Here is a 20,062-nt window from a genome sequence, read left to right as displayed (position 1 = left end):
TGAAACGTCACAATCGTATCGGGGCCGGTGGTGCAGCGAATCTGCAACAGCGGGCAGAGGGACGAAGCATCAGTCCCATAACGAAAAAGGCCGGACACTGCCCGACCTTTCGTTGAGTTTTCAAAACCTTAGAACTTGATTTTGATTCCGCCCGAGATCGCGGTGATCAGATCATCGCCGACGTCGTAGGTAGCGTCTTCGCCCGCGGTGTAGCCATTCTCGTCGGTAAGCGTCCCAGAATGGCCGCTAGTCATGACGCCTACAGCACCGGCCAAGCGAAGCTCAATGTTTGGCCGAGGCGTATAGGCAACGCCGCCGCCGAGAGTCCAGGTATCGGTTTGGACGCCATAGCCATGCGAGGTGCCGCGATCCCAACTAAGCTGACCGGCAGCGCTCCACTCGTCGTTGAACTTGTGGCCGATACCGCCGGAAACGGTCCACCCGTCACGATACATCAGGTCGAGCGAAGTCGGTCTGACAGCCGGGTTCGTCACGCCGCTGTTACATGCCGCACCGAGCGCCTTCGATTGATCGGTACAAATCGGGACGATCTGGAGAACGCTCCAATTCACCCATTTGACCGAACCGAAAGCGAGCCAACCGGGCGCGATACCCGACTGCAGTTTGAATTCGAGCGTGTCCGGCATGGACTGGGTTGGAGCGTAGATCGGGGTGGAGACGACGCCACCGATGTCCAAGGTGCCAGAAATGTTGTCGAGCTTCACCTGCGAATTGTAAACGAGGCTGGCGCGCAATGCGATATCCGGGATTTCATACGCGATACCCGCACGCCATCCCCAACCGCTGCTGTCAAGGTCAACACGCCCGACCATTGGACCGAAGCCGATGTTCGTTAAACCTTCCTTGAAGCCGTAGACCTTCTGGTAGAACACACCGCCAAGGAAGCGAAGCTGGCCTTTGCCCGCGTCAAACTTGTACGAGCAGGTCGCGGCGTAGTTGTCGCTCTTGATATCGGTTTCAATGTTTGAAACCGCGCCGTTCCAGTTACTACCAGGCGCGGTATGTGCGCCCCAAGGCTGCGAATAGTCGAACATGCAGTCGACGCCTTGGACAACCTGGGCTTTGACCCCGACGCGTGGCACCCAATAGGGCTCCGCTCCGTCGGCCGTAGAGCTAAAGCCCGGGCCCAGGGGAGCCCCTCCAGGACCGAGTGCATTCTTGTACTTGCGTTCCGGCATCACATAGGTGGCTTCCGCTTCCGTCGCGACGGGTGCCGGATCGAACAGCAGGTCGATGTCGTAGCCGCCGCGCTCCAGACCGCCGGCGTGCGCGGGATGCATCGCGGCGCCCATCAAAGCGATCGAAAAGCACCCTGCCCCCAGCAGCGCTTTGAACCGCAGATTGTTCATGTAAATCCCTCCCCGAAACACAAGTGGCTCAAGCTAGAACCAATTCCGGTTAACGACGCAACAACGTTTTCAAGAGCTGTACATGTACACCTTGACAGCACGTATTTTGCCATGGTGACTGGCGCCGCAATTGGCGCCCAAATCGCGCGAACTGGCGTCGAAGGGACCGAAAAGATCCGAAGAAACTGCCCAAAACAGGGGAAAAACAGCCGGTTTTAGGGCTGCCGGGCCCCATTGTTACATTATGGCAACAATGGGGCGCAAAGTTTCCGTTTACGTCAAAATTAACGTAGCGGCACGCTCGTTTTCGAGGCAGCTAACGTACCGGAAAGCGCCTGTTCGGTGAGGACGAATCTTTCCGCTCAGCCGGCGTCGCGCACCCTGGTCAAAGCCATAGAAAGCTTCTCCTGCGCTTCGCGATATTCGGCGAGTTTCTCGCGCTCGGCCTCGACCACTTCTTCCGGCGCATTGGCGACGAACTTTTCGTTCGAAAGCTTCTTGTGCAGGCGGGCAATCTCCTCGGTCACCTTCGCCAGTTCCTTCTGCAGCCGCGCGGCCTCGGCCTGCAGGTCGATCAGGCTGCCGAGCGGCAGGCTCACCGTCGCCTCGTTGAGCACGATCTGGGCCGAGCCTTTGGGCGGCGCATCGGCAAGCGCGATATCGCCGACGCGCGCCAGCCGCTTGATCGCCTGGGCGTGACGCTCCAGCCGCTCCCGCGTCGCCGTGTTGGCGCCGATCACCATCAGCGGCGCGATCGCCGCCGGCGGCACATTCATTTCCGAACGCACCGATCGGATGCCCGAGACAAGGTCGACAAGCCAATTGACGTCTGCGGCGGCCGCCTCGTCCTCGAAGTCGGGCGACGGCCAGGCGGCATGGCAAAGCAGCGAGGAGCGCTCCTTGCCCTCGCCCGCAGTCTGCGCCCACAGCTCCTCGGTCATGAACGGCATCATCGGATGCAGGAGCTTGTAGATTTCGTCCAGCACGAAAGCGACGCAGGCCCGGCTCTCGGCCTTGGCGGCCTCGTCCGTGCTCATGAACACCGGCTTCAACAGTTCCAGATACCAGTCGCAGAACAGGTTCCAGACGAAGCGGTAGGCCGCGCCCGCCGCCTCGTTGAACCGGTAGCTAGTGATGCCTTCGGTGACGGCGCGCGCCGCCCGCGTCAGCTCGGTCAGGATCCAGCGATTGACCGGCAGCTTGGCGTCGTTCAGCCAGAAGGCGTCGTCGCGCGCGACCTCGTTCATCTCGGCGAAGCGCGTCGCGTTCCACAGCTTGGTGCCGAAATTGCGGTAGCCGGCAATGCGCGCCGGATCGAGCTTCACGTCGCGCCCCTGAGCCGCCATGACGGTCAGCGTGAAACGCAGCGCATCGGCGCCATATTCGTCGATCAGGTCGAGCGGATCGATGACGTTGCCTTTCGACTTCGACATCTTCTGCCCGTTCTTGTCGCGCACCAGCGCATGCACATAGACGGTATGGAACGGCTCCTCGTCCATGAAGTGCAGGCCCATCATCATCATGCGGGCGACCCAGAAGAAGATGATGTCGAAGCCGGTCACCAGCACGTCGGTCTGGTAATAGGTCTTGAGCTCGGGCGTCTGGTCGGGCCAGCCGAGCGTCGAGAACGGCCACAGCGCGGACGAGAACCAGGTGTCGAGCACGTCCTCGTCGCGGGTCAGGATCTCGCCGGGCTGGAAGTTCTCGAGCTTGTCCTCGACCCAGGCCTTCCACGGCCCTTCCAGCGCGAGATAATATTCGACCGCCGCGGCTAAGGCCTCTTCCTCGGTCTTTTCGACGAAGACATGCCCGTCCGGCCCGTACCAGGCCGGGATCTGGTGACCCCACCACAGCTGGCGCGAGATGCACCAGGGCTGGATGTTTTCCATCCAGTCGAAATAGGTCTTTTCCCAGTTCTTCGGCACGAAGTTGGTGCGGCCCTCGCGCACCGAGGCGATCGCCGGCTTGGCAAGCTCGGCGGCGTTGACATACCACTGGTCGGTCAGGAACGGCTCGATCGGCACGCCGCCGCGGTCGCCATGCGGCACGGTGTGGCGATGCGGCTCGATCTTTTCCAGAAAGCCGCCCGCTTCCATCAGCTCGACGAGCTTCTTGCGGGCAGCGAAGCGGTCGAGCCCGTCGAGCTCGTCCCACACGGCCTGGCGCTCCGGCATGACTTCGAGACCGGCGAGGAAATCCTCATTGTCCTTCAGCTTGATGGCCGCTTCGACGGTCAGGATGTTGATTGCCGGCAATTTGTGGCGCTTGCCGACCTCGAAGTCGTTGAAGTCGTGCGCCGGCGTGATCTTGACCGCGCCAGAGCCTTTCTCCGGATCGGAATACTCGTCGGCGACGATCGGTATCTTGCGGCCGACGATCGGCAGCACGACGTTGCGGCCGACCAGATCGGTGAAGCGCTCGTCATCCGGATGCACGGCCACGGCCGTGTCGCCGAGCATCGTCTCGGGGCGCGTTGTGGCGACCGTGATGAAGGTCTTGGGGTTCTCAGGGTCGAACGCCTCGCCTTCAATCGGATAGCGGAAGTGCCAGAGGTTGCCGTTCACCTCGTGCTGCTCGACCTCCAGGTCGGAGATAGCGGTGAGCAGCTTCGGGTCCCAGTTCACAAGGCGCTTGTCCTTGTAGATGAGGCCCTCCTTGTAAAGCGTGACGAAGACCTCCAGCACGGCCTCGGACAGGCCCTCGTCCATGGTGAAGCGTTCGCGCGACCAGTCGGCCGAGGCGCCGAGCCGCTTCAATTGGTTGAAGATCGCGCCGCCGGATTCGGCTTTCCACTCCCAGACTTTCTCGATGAACTGCTCGCGCGTCAGATCGCGGCGGTGGATCTGCTTTTCCATGAGCTGGCGCTCGACCACCATCTGCGTGGCGATGCCGGCGTGATCCATGCCGGGCTGCCAAAGCACGTTCTTGCCGCGCATGCGCTCGAAGCGCACCAGAATGTCCTGCAGCGTGTTGTTGAGCGCATGGCCCATATGCAGCGAGCCGGTGACATTCGGCGGCGGGATGACGATGGTGAAGGCCTCCGCCCCTTCCTCCGCGCCGGCGCCGGCCCGGAAGGCGTCGGCCTCTTCCCAGATTTTGGCGATCTTCGGCTCGACGGCTTTAGCGTCGTATGTCTTTTCAAGCATGGAGGAAGTCCGAACTGTCGGGAACAAGCGTCCGGTGTAAATCGGAAGGTCTTGGCCGAGTCAACCGCGAGAGCTGCGATCGCTCTCACAGATAGGCCTGCTGCAGCCAGCGGCAATGCCGCCGGTTCTGCGATGGCGTGCCCGCCCGATGCAAGTCGCAGGCAAGTGCGCAGCGGCGCTGGGACAGCGACATGCATCAAAACATAAGCTTAAGCGCGTCGGTTGAATCCATTTCATGCGACGCTTCAGGCTGCCTTAAACAAAAGCGCCGCCCCAAGGCGGCGCTCGGACTGCGTGTTCCGTCAGCTTACTGCGCCCCGCGCGCCACGCGCTCGATCTCCTCGCGCACCAGCCTTTCGACCAGCGTCGGCAGATTGTTGTCGAGCCAATCCTGCAGCATCGGCCGCAGCATCTCCTCGGCCATCTCGTCGAAACTCTTCTTGCCGCGGCTGGCAAAAGCGTCGGAAAGCTCGCCGAAGGCCGCGGCGACCTGCCGGCCCGTATGTTCCGAAAGGATCGCAGGCCGAGCCGGCTGCACCTCCGGTTCGGATGCCCGTGAGCCGTCGGCTTGCGCGGAAGCTTCAGTCGCCGGTCGAACCTCTTCCTTCTCGATGTCGACCTTCTCGACCTCGACCCGCGGCGCGGCTTCCGGCGCCTTTGCGGTCGGCTTCGCGGTGACCGTGCTGCCGCCCGCCGCCGCGATTTCCCGCCGCCAATCGGTGACAATGGTCTCGGCGGTCTGCGGTGCATTTGCCGCCGCGGGCTTGCTCGCGGCCGGCGACGCGCTCGATTGAGCGGCGCTCCTGGCCCCCACCTCCGCCAAGGTCGTCGGCGCGGGCGCCGTCCTGACCGGGTCGTGGCGAGCCTCGGCGCGCGTCAGCGCAGGATCGGTCGCGGCAAGCTGTGCTTGGACCTCCGCCAGCGTCACCGGCTTGCGGGCGTCGGCATGCAATTCGGAGCGAAAGGCGTCAACCTCGACATTCGGCGCAGCCGCGGGGGGCACGACAGCGGCGGCCGGTTCCAGATCCTGGCGCAACTCGCCGGCCTCGGCCGGCTGCTTGCGCCCGGTGTCGCTGTCTTCAATGATCCTCCGGATGGAAGCCAGTATCTCTTCCATGGAAGGTTCGCGCTGCGCGCTGCTTGCCGTCGCCATCGTCACATCCGCCGCCCTAGTGACCTGTTCAAGAACCAGACCTGTTCAAGAACTTGACCCGTTCAGGAATTCCGTTCCTGCCCGGGTCGGAATTCGAATCAATGCAGACAGCGTAACCGACCGATCGTCTTCCGAGAATCCCCAATCTGGGGACTCCTTGGATTTCAACAGATTAGGCGACGCGCAGCCCGGCGCCCCATCCGCAAAGACAAACGCCGCGCATCCGTTGGACGCGCGGCGTTTGTCAAAGCTTGGACCGGAACTCAGCGCCCGTCAGGCGTGCGCAGTCCGTACCATTTGTCCTTGACGGCGTTGTAATGCTCTTCCGGCCTGTATTTGGTGACCGCCAGACCCAGCCGATCGACCGACAGCCGGCCCATCGCCGACAGGATGGCGTAGCTCGCCACGACCACGTCGCGCTCCGAGCTGGCCTGATTGATCTTCGCGGTGATGACGGCGTTCTGCGCGTTCAACACGTCCAGCGTCGTGCGCTGGCCGACATTGCGCTCTTCGATGACGCCGTTGAGCGCCAGCTGCGCAGCTTCGATGACCTGCCTGTTGGCGTCGACGCTTTCGCGCGCGGCGATATATTGCGTCCAGGCCGAGACCACGGCCTGGCGCACCTGGTCGCGGCTGACGTCGACCTGGATGCGCGCTTGGCTGAGCGATTCCTTGTTTTGCCGAACCAGCGCCGAAGTCCGCCCGCCCGAATAGATCGGAATGGTCAGCGTGGCGCCGATATTGGCCGAGGTCGACGTGCCGTTGGTGCCCCTGATGTCGGGAACGGCGTGGCTGTAATTGTCCGAAATGCCGGCCGAAGCCGTCACCTGCGGCAGCAACGCGCCTTCCGATGATTTCACCGAAAACGCCGCCGCATCGACGAGGTGCTGGGTGGCAAGGATGGCCGGATGCTCGGCGGAAGCGACGGCCAAGGCCGAATCGAGGTTGCTCGGCAACAGCTTGCCTAGCGGCGAAGCCGCCTTCAGCTTGCCCGGCTCGTCGCCGACGATCTGATGGTAAGTGGCGGCGCTCGCCAGCGCCGTCGCGCGGGCGGCGCTGAGCTGCGCCACGGCAGTGGCGCGCGAGGCATCGGCCTGTGCGACGTCGGTGCGGGTGCCCTCGCCGACCTCGAAACGCGAGCGGGCGGCGCGCGCCTGCTCGCTCAGGAATTGCAGGTTCTGCTCGGTCAGTGCCGCGACCTGGCGGTCGCGAATCACGTCCATATAGGCGCTCGCCGCGTTGAACAGGATGTTCTCTTCGGTGTTGCGCAGGCTTTCAACCGAAGCCTTCACCTGCGATTCGGCGGCTGCGACGTTGTTCTTGGTCTGAAAGCCATCGAACAGCGTCTGGTTGATCTGCACGCCGAAGCTGCCCGTGGTGATGTTCTGGGTGGCGCCTTGGGCGTGGGTGCTGGTGTAGTCGATGCTGCCCGAACCGGTGACGGTCGGGCGCCAGCCCGACTTGGCGATGGCAACGCCCTCGTCGGTGACGCGCACGCCGGCGCGAGCGGCGTTGAGCTGCGAATTGTATTGGTAGGCTTTGGCGAGGGCGCCCGTAATGGTCTCGGCGGAGGCGGCCAGCGGCGAAAGCGCCGTGGCCGAAACAAGGATAGTTATTAAAATGCTCTTGCGTAGAGACGGCACGTTATTTCCCTCATTCGTTTTGCATGGGAACCACGCCACGTCAGCCTACCCCTGCGGATCGGCCAGCGCCGCGTTGTTTATCGTTCCCCCGCTGACAGCCTCCCGAAACGCCCGGTTAACGATCAGCAACGATTGTTAGGCGCAAGCGATCATGACAGCGCCTTCGCTGCAAGGCAAAAACGCTCAGAATTCAAACGCGTGGGCACGTTCGAAGCCCGGTAGTGGCTTAATTGCCGCATTAAAGGCCCGTCTCCCGGTTACAACCCCCCCTGCTTTAAAGAACAGCCGGGCCACGCCAGAGTTGCCCCATCCTTCGACTGCAACCAGGCGTCCACCTTCCGCAAGCTGGTCGAGCAATGCCTGCGGCACTTCCTCGACGCTGCCGCCGATGAAGATGACGTTGTAAGGCGCTTTAGCGGCATGCCCCTGCGGCAGCGGCCCGTTGACCACTGTGACATTCTGGCAGCCGAGGCTGGAAAGCGTGGATTTGGCGGCCTCCGCCAGCGCGGGATCGCTCTCAAGCGCCACGACGGACCGCGCCAGCCTGGACAGCAATGCGGCGGAATAGCCGGTGCCGCAACCGACATCGAGCACCGAATCGCTCGCCTCGATCTCGGCCAGCTGCAAAAGCTTGGCGAGCGGCGAAGGCTCCATCAGGTAGCGCGCGCCGCCGCCCTTGGCGCCATCGGAAATGCGGATATCCTCGTCGATATAGGCCAGATCCTGCTGTCCGGCGCCGACAAACGCCTCGCGCGGCACGGTCAGCATCGCTTCGATGATCGGCGCGCTGGTGACATCGGTGGTGCGGATCTGGCCGTCGACCATCTTCACGCGGCGTTCGGAGAAATCAGCGTTCATGTCCCAACAACCCGCTCCCCGCGCCAGACACGCGGCCAAAACTTCGACTGGAACCCCACTCCGGCGCGATTGCGCTGGAGCCCGCAAGCATCTGGAGGCCTCGCCCGGAATCGAACCGGGGTGCAAGGATTTGCAGTCCTCTGCGTAACCACTCCGCCACGAGGCCTCGCAATGCTCCCGGCGTTCCGAGCGAACTCATTATGTTGGTGCTCAAAGGTCGTCAAGCGCTCGCGCGTCATTCCCGACGCTTTCGCGTGGAGCGGCCAAAGTGGTGATTACCTATCGATTGTCAGGGATCAGGCACCGCTGTGGCGCAGCCGCCGCGGCCTCTCAGTCGGACCGGCGCCGGCGTCCCCACCAGACGACGAAACGCCGCCGGTGGCGTCGGATCATGGCGAATTCATAGGATAGGACCAGGAGACCGAGCGGAACCATCCAGAAACCGAGAATCGGCAGAAAGCCCAGAAGCCCGCCAAGGGTAAGCAGCATGCCGATCGCGATTCGCCAGCCGCGCGAGCGCGGCATGGTGAACTCGCGGCCGAAGATCGAAATCTTCCGCGCCGGGGCGTTGTCATCATCCGCTGCGGTCATTCAAGCCAAATCCCATCTGCTGCCTAAGCCATGTCAAGGCGATGACCGGCCGCTTTGTTCCGTGCCGGTGTGAAGCCCTTCATATGTGGGCGCGCCGGACGATGGCACAAATAGCCGCATCAAAATCTGGAGAAAAAATGCGAAATGCTTCTTTGCAAAGCCGAAAGGTGTTTGCTATAGGCTGCGCCACTCACGTCAGAGCCTCCGTTCCCCGGTAGCTCAGTGGTAGAGCAACCGGCTGTTAACCGGTTGGTCGCTGGTTCGAATCCGGCCCGGGGAGCCAAGTCTTTTCAAGCACTTAACTGAAAATCTGCTTGTGCCATTCTACTGGGCAAAGGTCCTCGCGGGCTAAATTCCGGGCTACAAGCGCAAACAACGCCAGAAGCCCGTCGTCTGGAAAATTTGTACTCCTGAGGTTCTCTGCGATCATCAGGCATCGCGAATCAAACCGCGCAAGCTTCCTTCGAGGCGATCGAAAGCCTTGCAGAGGTTACCGGCCTCTCAATCGATCCGGGCCGGACCTTTCGGGGTCGTTACGCAAAAGCGTTCGCCGCACGTAACCGGCGCTCTCCCAACTGACGTTCGAACTTTGAAATCTGCAACGAGCAGAGCGCTCGGCTCCTGAAAAGGAGTGTTCCCCGGACCTTGTTGTCCTCTACGGGCGGGGCTTCAGAATTCGGATTAGTGCGCGATTTCTCGCGTCACTGGTTCTTCTGTGGACCTATTTTGCTTGAAATGCCGGAGGCGGCCTTAGCGTCGCCTCCGGCATTGTCGCGGCCCGTAGGCCGAAGCCGCCGGGCCAAGTTGACAGTCTCTCGGAATCGGCGGTTTCTACCGGAGATAGAAGCTTGGGTGGCTTTTTTTGGGGGACTGATGAGAGCGCTCATAGCGTTCTTGGGGGTGGTAGGGCTGTCCGGGTGTGTTGCCCCTACCAACACGGCGTTCGTCGGGCCATCTGGTTCGAAGGTCAACACCGTCAAATGTAGCGGATCGCCGCAAGACTGCTTTCAGGAGGCGACAAAAATCTGCCGTGGCCCATACCAAGTGGTAGACAGCGAGAGCCATGCCGGTGGCATTGTCGCGGACATCATACCGGGGCCGGTGACTTGGTACGGGATGTCGTTTAGCTGCGGCTCCTCTGACGGTCGAATGCCAGCGTTTCCGTTCCGTGGGCAAATGTATCAACGTCTAGCGGTCACAAACTGCCAGACGTTCGGCAATGCGGTCAGCTGCCAATCGTATTAAACAAAAAACGCCCGTCACGTTTCCGCAGCGGGCGCTAGTTCGGGAGGACGGGGCACCCCTTTTGCCCATCAACGACGGTACGCCTTGCCTAGCTGGATAATAAGCGCGCGCCAGTTGAGGCGCTGCATATTCCAGGTGCGTGACTTTTCTGCCACAGACACAAGAACGCCGGGTCAACTAAAGAAAGGTCGCTAAGGAAATGGGGCTTCGTCAGAGGGTGGCCGCTTGGTATCAGGGTCACTTATCCCGGAGGAACCAATGGTCGGGAAGCGTTCCGTTATTCTTCCCGGCGAGCGCTATGAACGGCATTGGACTTCGACCACCGCGCATGTTTTGGTGGACTATCTAGAGCACTGGAAATGGGTGATCGGGACAATGATCGCCGTGATTGGTCTCGCCTCGCGATCCTGCATTGAAAACAACCCGCCAGCCTTGCCGGGCCGCTTGTCTCCGAGGTGACGTCCGCTGTCGTCGCCGGCTGGACCTCGTCCTCTTCGATCCCAATGCTGTCGCCATCTCCAGGGACCTTGTTCCGATCCCAGTCGTGTCGGAGGTTTTTGGCAGCAGCATTTCGGATTTCGCGTTGCTTGTCCTTGCGCGGCTTGGGACCCAGCAGATCGCGCGATGATTGGCTTCCGTTGACCTCCCCTATGGTCGGACAGAACTGCCAACGATAGCCAGGCCCGAATGTCCCTGTAGTGGGATGGAGCCGCCCGACCGCAAGCGTTCACCGCTGCTTGCCAGGCGTAAGGGCCGGCAGTGCCGGCGCGAGGCTGGGAAGCCATGTGGCTTGGGAGCGCGTCGGGTTCACCGTCACTGCTCGTCGTCGCCTTCATTCAACGGTTCCAGCAGCGCGGTACAATCGATCAGATCGTGGAATTGGGCGCTTGTATCAAGCCGAAGGCAGGAGCCGTAAGATCGCAGGGTTCGCAGCCCTTGCATTTTTTGCAGCCTTGCCCGCCGTTCCGCTTCCCCCGGCAATGGTCGAGCTGAGCCTTTGTATTTTTCTGCCGGAGACTGCATGAGCAGCCCCTCCCCGAGGTTTCTGTCGTAGCGACGACCCTATAACTCGCGCAGCCATGAGCCATCATCTATTTGCAGGCCAATGCTTCCGGCGGGACTGAGGGAAATAGGGTGACAGTGCGCATTTGACGGGGGGCGTATCTATGCTGCCGGTCCTCATAAACCAGCAAGACATTTTCGGAAACTGTTCTCCGTTAAAGGACAAGAACTAAAGCAGTGCATTGCACGCGGTCGCAATAATCCTGGCAACTGCAGGACCAGGGTAGGCGCCCCACCAAAAAGCCCGCCGCCCCAATGGGAAGGCAGCGGGCTTAAAACCGGCGGCGCACCCCGCGCCTCAATCCGTCATCCGAGCGAGAATTGTTCCATAGCGGATAACGTTGCGATGGGCTCGTAGAGGGAGGCTTCAGCCCCCCATCTTCTTGGCCATCGCGCAGAAGTCTGCGTGCGACTTGCTAATGGTTGTGTCGCCGCAGTCTTTCAAAACCGCTGCACGCTCATCCGGCTTCATGGCCATCCAGGCAGTCTTGAAATCCGCCTCGGATCTCAATGTTTTCATGCCAGCATCGGTGAAGAACGGCGACATCTTGGCCGGGTCATCGAGCGCGGACGTCCCGGTATTGCTGCCGGCTATCGCGGCACTACCCATCATTGCGAGCGCAACTGCGCTCATGCAGAGCACCTTCATTTTCATTTGAACATCCTCCGGTTAGGTCCTCAATGAAATGTGACCGTGACGGAAGAACGCATGGTCATTCGAGACGTTCCCACGCGGCGCAAACAAGTAAGGTGGTTACGCCCGAATTACGGGTGACAGTGCACCTTTTCCTTCTGCAGCCAGCCTGACGTTGCTCCAGGAGCGCTGGCTCGGATCAATCATTAGCCACCGTAATTCCGCCAATCTGAAGTCTGTCATCTCGATTGCTCACCAATTGACGGCAAACAGGCAGGGAACGACGTTAGGCCCAACGGAATGGGCATTCAGTCCAAATTGCTGGTTTTCACGACGCCAAATAACCTCCCAAAGGAAAGGGAGGGGCAAATGGCGGGGAAACGAGCGATTGCTGTCAAAGACTGGTCTTGCGCCATGAGTGACGAGATCGGCCGCGTGGTCTTGGCCATAAACTCGACCGAAGGTGAAACGACCTACGTTCTTATGACAATCTTCCAGGCGGCGAAAATGGCTCAGGAGCTGCGGTCGCCGAAGCTGGTCCCTCGATACGACATATAGCCAGGCCAGCAGGGTTCCTAACGCATGATTGTTGAATTTGTAGGTCCAGCTGGGTCAGGCAAAACGACATTTGCGCATGCGCTCTATGAACAGTTGCGGGCTCACGGGCACCCTGCGAGGATTGTTCTCACTGACCGGCGCGCTGTTCATCGAACCATGCTGGACCCCGGCGGCATTGTCACTGCGATGGGTCGAGTCGCCCGCGCGGCCGCACGCTCGATCGGCATGGCCTGTCGCCCATCCGCAAATGCCGTCGACTTCAGAATTCGCGCAAATCTGATTCACACACTGCCTCCCAGAAACGTGATCTGGCGCATCAGGCTAAGTCAGTACGTTCTCCGCCTTGCCCGCGCATGGCGCCAGTCTGTCACCAGCGAGGAAATTCTTATTTTCGACGAAGCCTTCGTTCAGGCGGTTTCGATGCTCGCGTGCTTCAGTGGAACAGCAGATGAGACGAGCCTTGCTCACGCGCTGGATTTCATACCCGAGTCGGACGTGGTGGTTAGAATCGATGCCTCCGAGCAACTTCTCATCGAGCGGCTTGACCGGAGACAGAAGAACCATACCTTTGCCGAGCGTTGGTTCGAAACCGGCTTGGACATAAGGCTTCAGTCGGCCGCGGTAGTCGCGCGCGTATGCGGCTTGCTGACGGCGCGCGGGCGGTTGATCATTGACGTCGACGCCAACAATCAACGTTCACTAACGCTGGCGATCGACGAAATCGAAGAGGAGATCCTGGCGAAGTACAAACGCAGCTTGCACTCAGTCGCCGATCCGCCAATCCCGTCGCATTGATTGGCGGCCTGCAACGGACTTCCAGTCACCGTCGGCGAAGCTGGCTGCTGCTGCCAAACATCACCGCTTCCGGCGGGCTGCCTCCACCTCAAATGGGCCAAATTCCCATGGCCATTGTGCCGGCGATTTTTTTGCTTTGCGGCTTCGTCGCCCTACCTTAGCCTTCGCTCGAAACACCTTGCCAGCAAGCCGATAGCGGCGCCGACGATATCGCGCAGAGCCGCGTCGGCCATATCGAGGCCGTGAGGTTCCGTTCGCCGACGGGTTTCGACATACTCTTCGACATCACCGCGTCGGCCTATTTCGCCCGCGCAGTCGCGGCGGTGGCCGGCCACCAGCATAGAGGACATTCATGACCCGCCCGCAAGGAACCATCGCCCCGATCCTGACGCCGTTCGAAGACGACGGCCGCATCGCGCGCGATCTCTGGATCTCTCACGCCAGATGGGTGCTGGACCAGGGCGCGCATTTCCTCTCGCCCTTCGGCACGACGGGCGAAGCGCTGTCGGTGTCCTTGCGCGAGCGCATGCAGGCGCTGGAATGGCTGGTCGAGGCCGGCATTGCGCCCGACCGGCTGATGCCCGGGACCGGCATCACCGCGCTGCCGGAAACGGTCGAATTGTCGGCCCATGCCGTCGGTCTCGGCTGCGCCGCGGTGATGGTGCTGCCGTCCTTCTTCTACACTGGCGCCGGCGACAACGGCCAGGCGCGCTATTACAGCGAGCTGATCGAGAAGGTGGCAAAGTCTTCGATGCGCGTGATCCTCTATCACATCCCGCAGAACTCCGGCGTGCCGGTCAGTCCAGCGTTGACGGCGAGGCTGACCATGGCCTTTCCGGACACGGTCGTCGCCTACAAGGACAGCGCCGGCGACTGGAATAACACGGCCGCCGTCATCGCCGCCGCCCCCGATATCTCGGTCTTTCCGAGTTCCGAGGCGCAGCTCACCAAGGGTCTGGCGAGCGGCGCGGCCGGCTGCATTTCGGCCACCGTCAATTTGAACGCCGCCGCCATTCGCCGCCTCTATGACGCGGCCCGGAAAGGCGAGGACGTCACCGAAGCCGACGACGCCATCAAGGCGTTCCGGAAGGTCGTTCAGGACGCCGGGCTGATCCCGGCGATGAAGGCGGTGCTTGCGGTCAAGTCCGGCGACCGGCGCTGGCTGAACCTGCGCGCGCCGCATGAGAATGTGACGCTCGAGAGCGGCCAGGCGCTGCTGACGGCCCTCGGCAGCGCCGCCGATCATATCGGCCGCGATTGAGGTCGCGATGTCGGCGCGCCCAACAATCATCCTGCACACCGACAAGCCTGCCGGCGCGCTTGCAGTGCTCGCCGAGACGGATCGTCTGCAACGCTATCGCGCCGGGCAAGATCATCACCGGCAAACCGGGCGTCGCCAACGGTCCTGATGCGCTCGACTATTCGCGCCGCCGCACGCCATGGCCGCGGCTCGGGCATCCGCATGACGCGGCGGGCGCGGCGCTGTTTCTTGCCAGCGACATGGCGAGCTACGTCACCGGCATAAACCTGATGGTGGACGGCGGCTGGATGGCGGACTGACGGCTGTCAGCCGGCCGCCGCCCGGTATTGGCGACAGGAACCTTTGCGGAAAACACCCGTTGACCCTGCTGCGAGGGGGGTCGACGATATCTGGGACCCGTTGCCTTGGACGCAAAAACTGACAGAAAAGAGCGCGAAACCGCTCCCGCCGAAGAAGCGCGGGCTCAGCCCCGGTCCGATCAGCAGCAACGCCCGCCAGGCGACGACAGGCCCGTCGAAAACAAGCGTGACGACGACAAGCGGGCGCAAGACACGCAGGCGAATGACAGTCCGCCGGACGGCAACAGACCCGGCCTTATCAGACGCCATCCCTACATAGCGGCGATCATCGCCATCCTAATCCTGTTGGTCATCGCGGCCGTGGTCATCTGGTGGATTAACGCACGGCAGTATGAATGGACCGACGACGCCTTCATCGACGCACGCACGGTGACGGTCGGAGCGGAAATTGCCGGGCGCGTCACCGATGTCGCCGTCACCGACAACCAGCCGGACGAGGCCGGCGCAGTGCTTCTGCGCATCGACGACAGCGATTATCAGGCCTCGCTCAAACAGGCGGAAGCAGGCGTGGTGGCGGCGCAGGCCGAGATCGCCAACGTCCAGGCCCAGACCCAGGCGCAGAACGCCAAGATCGATGCCGCCGAAAAGCAGGTGGCGCAGGCACAGGCGGCGTTCGAATTCGCCAAATCCGAGGACCAGCGCAACCGTGAACTCCTGGCCAAGGGCACGGCGACGCAACAACAGGCACAGCAGGCCGCTTCGACCTTGCGCCAGGACCAGGCGGCGCTGGACGCGGCCAATGCCAATGCCGAGGCGGCGAAAAGCCAGGTGGCGGTGCTGCAGGCTCAGGGCAAGAGCGCCGAAGCCAAGCTTCGGCAGGCCGAGGCCACCGAGAACCAGGCCAAGACCACCCTCACCCGCACGACCATCCGGGCGCCCGTCGCCGGCCATGCCACCAACATCACGGCGGCAAAGGGCACCTATGCGCAGCCCGGCCAGGTGCTGATGATGTTCGTGCCCAACGACGTCTGGGTGAAGGCCAATTTCAAGGAGACGCAGCTCGATCTGATGCGGCCGGGCCAGCCCGTCGACATCGCCATCGACGCCTATCCGGAAAAGACCTTCCATGGCCATGTCGACAGCATCCAAGCCGGCAGCGGCACGGCGTTCAGCCTGCTCCCTGCCGAAAACGCCACCGGCAATTTCGTCAAGGTGGTGCAGCGCGTGCCGGTCAAGATCGTGTTCGACCAACCGCCCGGCGTCTATCTCGGTCCCGGAATGTCAGTGGTGCCGACGGTCAAGGTACGATGAGCGATGCCGCAACAGCCCAGGGCAGCGAAAGCCGTTCCGCCGCCGGCGGGCGCAATCCCTGGCTGATCGCGATCGTTGTCTCGATCGCGACCTTCATGCTGGTGCTCGACACCTCGATTGCCAATGTCGCGCTGCGCAACATCGCCGGCAGCCTCGCCGCCGGCATGGACGAGAGCACATGGGTGATCACCACCTATCTCGTCGCCAACTCCGTTATCATTCCGGTCAGCGGCTGGCTGACCAGCGTCATCGGCCGCAAGCGCTATTACATGATCTGCGTGGCGACCTTCACGCTGGCGTCGCTGCTGTGCGGGCTGGCGCCTAATCTGCCGACGCTGATCGCCTTCCGCATCCTGCAGGGGCTTGGCGGCGGCGGCATGGCGCCGAGCGAGCAATCGATCCTCGCCGACACCTTTCCGCCTGAGAAACGCTCCCAGGCCTTTGCGCTTTACGGCATTGCCGTGATCGTCGCGCCGACTGTGGGGCCGACCATCGGCGGCTGGCTCACCGACAATTTCTCCTGGCACTGGATCTTCTTCATCAACGTGCCGTTCGGCATCATGTCGCTGGCGCTAGTGCAATGGCTGGTGATCGAGCCCGACATTCTCGAACGCGAGCGCCGGGAACGGTTGAGCAAGGGGCTGAAGGTCGACTGGATCGGCTTCATCCTGGTGGCGACGGCGCTCGGCTGCCTCGAAGTCTTTCTCGACGAAGGCCAGCGCAACGACTGGTTCGCCTCGACCTTCATCACTACTTTCGCCGTGATCTCAGCGGTGTCGTTCCTGCTGCTTGTTCCGTGGGAGTGGACGAGGCGCGAACCGATCGTCGACATCCGCCTGCTTTTCAGCCGGCAATTCGGCATGTCGTTCCTCGTCATGATGGCGGTTGGGGCGGTGCTCTTTAGCACCACGCAGCTTTTGCCGCAGCTGCAGCAGACGACCTTCGACTACACCGCCACCCTTTCCGGCCTGTCGATGATGCCGGGCGGCATCGCCATGCTCATGCTGATGCCGATTTCGGGCTTTGCCGCCGGTATCGTTCAGCCGCGCTATCTCATCATGTTAGGCATGTCGGTGGTCGCGGTCGCGCTCTGGCACACCACCTCGCTGACGCCCGACGCCAGTTTCGGTTTCTTCGCCTATGCGCGCGTCTACATGATGATCGGCCTGCCGTTCCTGTTCATCCCGATCTCGACCGCCGCCTATGTCGGCCTGCCGCCGCAGAAGACCGATCAGGCGTCCTCGCTGATCAATGTCGCCCGCAACATCGGCGGCAGCATCGGCGTGTCGCTGTCCAACACGGTGATTGCCCAGAACGCCCAGCTCCATCAATCGGTGCTGGTCGGCCACACGGCGCAATCGAGCGACACCTATCAGCAGACGCTTCGCCAGGTGACGGACCATTTCGTCGCCGAAGGCTCGCCGCTGGCCGAGGCCAGGCAACAGGCCGTGGGCTGGATCGGCCAGGAGATCGGCCGCCAGGCTTCGCTGCTCGCTTATATCGATGTCTTCTTCTATTGCGCGGTAGCGACGGCAGTGTTGGTGCCGCTCGCCCTGTTCCTCAGGCCGCCGAAGCCCGGGCCAGCCAAACGGCAGGACAGCCCCGCCGTGTGACAGAGCCGCTTGCAAAAGGATGCTTGTGCGTCAACGTCGGTCGGGCGATGGTGCGGAAATCTTGGAGGGGACCATGCGCAACATCACGACATCGGCACTGCTGGCGATAGCCACCGTCTATGCGACTGCTGCCAACGCCTTGGACAGCAGCAACGCGCCGGTCGTCGTCACGCCGCTGGCGTCTAAGACGACGACCGCGTCCGGCCAGCCGATCACGCTGCCGCAGAAGAACGTCGAGATTCAGGTCTCATCGTATCAGATCGCGCCGGGCGCGACGCTGCCCGTGCACAAGCACCCCTTCCCGCGCTACGCCTATGTCGAGCAAGGCACGCTCAAGGTCACCAATGTCGAGACGGGCGCCAGCAATACTTACAAGACCAGCGACTTCATCGTCGAGATGATCGGCCAGTGGCATCAGGCCACCAATATCGGCACCGATCCGGTGAAGCTTCTGGTGATCGACCAGATCGAGCAAGGCGCCAAGAACACGATCCTGAAGCAGTAGCCGGCAAGACGCGCGGTTCGAAGCGGGCGTCCTCCCTCGATTCATCCCCAGGCGCCCACCGGTTGCCGTGGTGGCGTTCAGGCGGTTGAACGCATTGATCAGCGCGATCTGGATCACCAGGGCGGCGAGCGCCTTGTCATCATAATGGCGCGCGGCCTCGTCCCAGACGTCGTCCGGCACCGCGTCGGAACGATCGGCCAGCCGCGTCGCGGCTTCCGTCAGCGCAAGCGCGGCGCGTTCGGCTTCGTTGAAGTACGGCGTCTCCCGCCATGCCGACACGGCAAAGATCCGCTCGTCCTTCTCGCCGGCTTTCTTCAACTCGCGCGCATGCATGTCGACGCAGACGGCGCAGGCGTTGATCTGCTGGCGCGCAGGTGAATGAGCTTGCGCGTCACGTAAGGCACGTCGCCGGCCTCTGTTGACTTGTCGAGCGCCAGCAGCGCCTGCAGCGCGCCGGGAATGAGCATCACCGGATTCTTCAATCTTGCTTCCATCGTCGGTCTCCTCGGGTTCTTGCGGCCGGCAGGGCACGCATTAATCAATAACTTTCCAGTTATGAGTTTACCCATAACTTTGTGGTTATGAGTTGTCAAGCGCTTCCATGGCTGGACCGATGGTTGCGGCTTTCGCGGCGGCGCGCCCGGTGCTAGGGCTGCCCATCTCGTCGAAAGCATGGATGGAAGCCGGTGGCGGACACGCAAAGACCCCTGATCGAAATCTGCGTCGAAGGCATTGACGGGCTGCTCGCCGCGCAGGCGGCCGGTGCCGACCGGGTCGAGCTCTGCGCCAGCCTGATCGAAGGCGGCATCACACCGAGCATGGGCACGGTGCGCGCCGCGCTCGAAAGCGCGACCATTCCCTTCCATGTCATCGTGCGCCCGCGCGGCGGCGACTTCCTCTACAGCGAGGCCGAATACCGCTCGATGCTTGCCGATGTCGAAGCGCTGCGCGAGCTGGGCGTCGCCGGCGTCGTCGTCGGCTGCCTGACCGCCGACGGCGCGATCGACGAGGCGCGCATGCGCGCGTTGGTTGAGGCCGCCGGCCCGCTCAACGTCACCTGCCACCGCGCTTTCGACATGACGCGCGATCCGGCCGAGGCGCTCGAAGCCCTGATCCGCTGCAAGGTCGGCCGCGTGCTGACCAGCGGCCAGCGCGATACGGCAGTCGAAGGCGTCGAGCTTCTGGCGGAGCTGGTTCGCCGGGCCGGCTCGCGCATCATCATCCTCGGCTGCGGCGCGCTCGCGCCCGACACGATCGGCGAGGTGCGCAGGCGCACGGGACTGACCGAGATGCATTTTGCAGCACTTGCGGACGTGCCGAGCGCCATGCGCTACCGCAACCCGAATGTCGGCATGGGCGGCACCGACCTCGACCGCGAATACCGCAACACGGTGACCGATCAAGCCAAGGTGGCGGCGACGATCGCGGCTGCGAAGGCCTGATGGCAAGGACGATGACCAAGCAAGTGCTGCCGATCGAACGCGTCTCGCCCGCCGACGAGCCCGCCATCCTCGCGCTCAACAACGACCACGCGGCGGAGCTGTCCTGGCTCGAGCCCGAACGGCTTTCCTTCCTGCTCGGCGAGGCTTTCTACACCCGCCGCATCGGCGCGCTCGAAGCCTTCATCCTATGCTTCGCCCAGGACGCAAGTTACGACAGCCCGAACTTCCTCTGGTTTCGCCAGCGCTATCCGCGCTTCGTCTATGTCGACCGCGTCGTCGTAGCGGCGGACGCCCGCGGCCGCGGCCATGCCCGACGGCTTTACGAGGATCTGTTCGAGCAGGCCCGGCGCGCCGGCCACACGATCGTCACCTGCGAGGTCAACGCCGATCCGCCCAACCCGGCCTCCGACGCCTTCCACGCAGCGCTCGGCTTCGCCGAGGTCGGCGATGCGGTGATCCACGGCGGCAAGAAGTCGGTGCGCTATTGGGCGAAGCCCATCTGAAGACGCCTCCGAAGCCGCTGGCAAGGAAAACAAGCCGCAGCTAATATGGCCAATCCGCTGGTTGGGGGCGACG

General features: G+C 62.5%; 17 protein-coding genes, 2 tRNA genes and 2 pseudogenes. 11 read left to right on the top strand and 10 right to left on the bottom strand.

What is annotated here, in order from left to right; all coding sequences use genetic code 11:
• Positions 1 to 128: 128 nt before the first annotated feature.
• From LB528_RS00190 to LB528_RS00160, 7 genes are all read right to left on the bottom strand, one after another.
• Positions 129 to 1,370: an OmpP1/FadL family transporter gene (locus tag LB528_RS00190; RefSeq protein WP_224713426.1), complete on the bottom strand. Its 1,242-nt coding sequence runs from the start codon at positions 1,368 to 1,370 to the stop codon at positions 129 to 131.
• Between the two features lie 362 nt (positions 1,371 to 1,732).
• Complete coding sequence (locus LB528_RS00185) at positions 1,733 to 4,516, bottom strand: valine--tRNA ligase (protein ID WP_224713425.1); 2,784 nt, start codon at positions 4,514 to 4,516, stop codon at positions 1,733 to 1,735.
• Between the two features lie 307 nt (positions 4,517 to 4,823).
• Entirely contained in the window at positions 4,824 to 5,669 is an 846-nt protein-coding gene (locus LB528_RS00180; protein WP_224713424.1) for a PopZ family protein, read from the bottom strand.
• Positions 5,670 to 5,932: 263 nt separating this feature from the next.
• On the bottom strand, positions 5,933 to 7,312 hold the full coding sequence (locus tag LB528_RS00175; protein ID WP_224511235.1) for a TolC family outer membrane protein: 1,380 nt from the start codon (positions 7,310 to 7,312) through the stop codon (positions 5,933 to 5,935).
• Positions 7,313 to 7,495: 183 nt separating this feature from the next.
• On the bottom strand, positions 7,496 to 8,170 hold the full coding sequence (locus tag LB528_RS00170) for a protein-L-isoaspartate O-methyltransferase family protein (protein ID WP_224713423.1): 675 nt from the start codon (positions 8,168 to 8,170) through the stop codon (positions 7,496 to 7,498).
• A gap of 92 nt (positions 8,171 to 8,262) precedes the next feature.
• Positions 8,263 to 8,336: transfer RNA gene (locus LB528_RS00165), tRNA-Cys, on the bottom strand.
• Between the two features lie 164 nt (positions 8,337 to 8,500).
• Positions 8,501 to 8,761: a hypothetical protein gene (locus LB528_RS00160; protein WP_224713422.1), complete on the bottom strand. Its 261-nt coding sequence runs from the start codon at positions 8,759 to 8,761 to the stop codon at positions 8,501 to 8,503.
• A 208-nt stretch (positions 8,762 to 8,969) separates the two neighbouring features.
• On the opposite strand from LB528_RS00160, the gene LB528_RS00155 reads away from it, so the two are divergent.
• Together LB528_RS00155 and LB528_RS00150 are read left to right on the top strand one after the other, a co-directional pair.
• A tRNA-Asn gene (locus LB528_RS00155) sits at positions 8,970 to 9,044 on the top strand.
• Positions 9,045 to 10,264: 1,220 nt separating this feature from the next.
• The gene (locus LB528_RS00150; protein ID WP_224511229.1) at positions 10,265 to 10,465 is read left to right on the top strand and encodes a hypothetical protein; all 201 of its coding nucleotides are present in this window, start codon (positions 10,265 to 10,267) and stop codon (positions 10,463 to 10,465) included.
• 354 nt (positions 10,466 to 10,819) lie between these two features.
• Here the strand turns inward: LB528_RS00150 and LB528_RS00145 are convergent, their stop codons facing one another.
• Positions 10,820 to 11,029, bottom strand: coding sequence for a hypothetical protein (locus LB528_RS00145; protein WP_224511227.1), 210 nt, complete (start codon positions 11,027 to 11,029; stop codon positions 10,820 to 10,822).
• A 406-nt stretch (positions 11,030 to 11,435) separates the two neighbouring features.
• Positions 11,436 to 11,723: a hypothetical protein gene (locus LB528_RS00140; protein WP_224511225.1), complete on the bottom strand. Its 288-nt coding sequence runs from the start codon at positions 11,721 to 11,723 to the stop codon at positions 11,436 to 11,438.
• A gap of 279 nt (positions 11,724 to 12,002) precedes the next feature.
• Between LB528_RS00140 and LB528_RS00135 the strand changes: the two genes are divergently transcribed.
• The 7 genes and pseudogenes from LB528_RS00135 to LB528_RS00105 all read left to right on the top strand — a co-directional run bounded on the left by LB528_RS00135 (position 12,003) and on the right by LB528_RS00105 (position 18,044).
• Entirely contained in the window at positions 12,003 to 12,260 is a 258-nt protein-coding gene (locus LB528_RS00135; protein WP_224511223.1) for a hypothetical protein, read from the top strand.
• A gap of 156 nt (positions 12,261 to 12,416) precedes the next feature.
• Complete coding sequence (locus LB528_RS00130; protein WP_411962081.1) at positions 12,417 to 13,055, top strand: hypothetical protein; 639 nt, start codon at positions 12,417 to 12,419, stop codon at positions 13,053 to 13,055.
• A 352-nt stretch (positions 13,056 to 13,407) separates the two neighbouring features.
• Positions 13,408 to 14,316 carry a dihydrodipicolinate synthase family protein gene (locus LB528_RS00125; RefSeq protein ID WP_224713421.1) on the top strand — a complete coding sequence of 303 codons (909 nt, stop codon included), beginning with the start codon at positions 13,408 to 13,410 and terminating at the stop codon, positions 14,314 to 14,316.
• Between the two features lie 80 nt (positions 14,317 to 14,396).
• A pseudogene (locus tag LB528_RS00120) lies at positions 14,397 to 14,615 on the top strand (SDR family oxidoreductase); the annotation flags it as partial.
• A 105-nt stretch (positions 14,616 to 14,720) separates the two neighbouring features.
• On the top strand, positions 14,721 to 15,926 hold the full coding sequence (locus LB528_RS00115) for an HlyD family secretion protein (RefSeq protein ID WP_224713420.1): 1,206 nt from the start codon (positions 14,721 to 14,723) through the stop codon (positions 15,924 to 15,926).
• Complete coding sequence (locus LB528_RS00110) at positions 15,923 to 17,539, top strand: DHA2 family efflux MFS transporter permease subunit (RefSeq protein WP_224713419.1); 1,617 nt, start codon at positions 15,923 to 15,925, stop codon at positions 17,537 to 17,539. Before LB528_RS00115 ends, LB528_RS00110 begins: the two co-directional genes overlap by 4 nt.
• A gap of 73 nt (positions 17,540 to 17,612) precedes the next feature.
• On the top strand, positions 17,613 to 18,044 hold the full coding sequence (locus LB528_RS00105; RefSeq protein WP_224713418.1) for a cupin domain-containing protein: 432 nt from the start codon (positions 17,613 to 17,615) through the stop codon (positions 18,042 to 18,044).
• Between the two features lie 66 nt (positions 18,045 to 18,110).
• On the opposite strand, the pseudogene LB528_RS00100 reads toward LB528_RS00105, so the two are convergent.
• Positions 18,111 to 18,538 (bottom strand): annotated as a pseudogene (locus LB528_RS00100) (carboxymuconolactone decarboxylase family protein); the annotation flags it as partial.
• A gap of 192 nt (positions 18,539 to 18,730) precedes the next feature.
• Between LB528_RS00100 and LB528_RS00095 the strand changes: the two are divergent.
• Both LB528_RS00095 and LB528_RS00090 read left to right on the top strand, forming a co-directional pair.
• A complete protein-coding gene (locus tag LB528_RS00095) occupies positions 18,731 to 19,486 on the top strand; it encodes a copper homeostasis protein CutC (RefSeq protein WP_224713417.1) in 756 nt (251 codons plus the stop codon).
• Between the two features lie 11 nt (positions 19,487 to 19,497).
• Positions 19,498 to 19,989: a GNAT family N-acetyltransferase gene (locus LB528_RS00090; RefSeq protein ID WP_224511206.1), complete on the top strand. Its 492-nt coding sequence runs from the start codon at positions 19,498 to 19,500 to the stop codon at positions 19,987 to 19,989.
• Positions 19,990 to 20,062 lie beyond the last annotated feature (73 nt).

The organism is Mesorhizobium sp. CA4 (assembly GCF_020165075.1).
Classification (GTDB): Bacteria; Pseudomonadota; Alphaproteobacteria; order Rhizobiales; family Rhizobiaceae; genus Mesorhizobium.
Note: the sequence above shows the minus strand (reverse complement) of the source record. Positions and strands in the feature narration are given on the sequence as shown.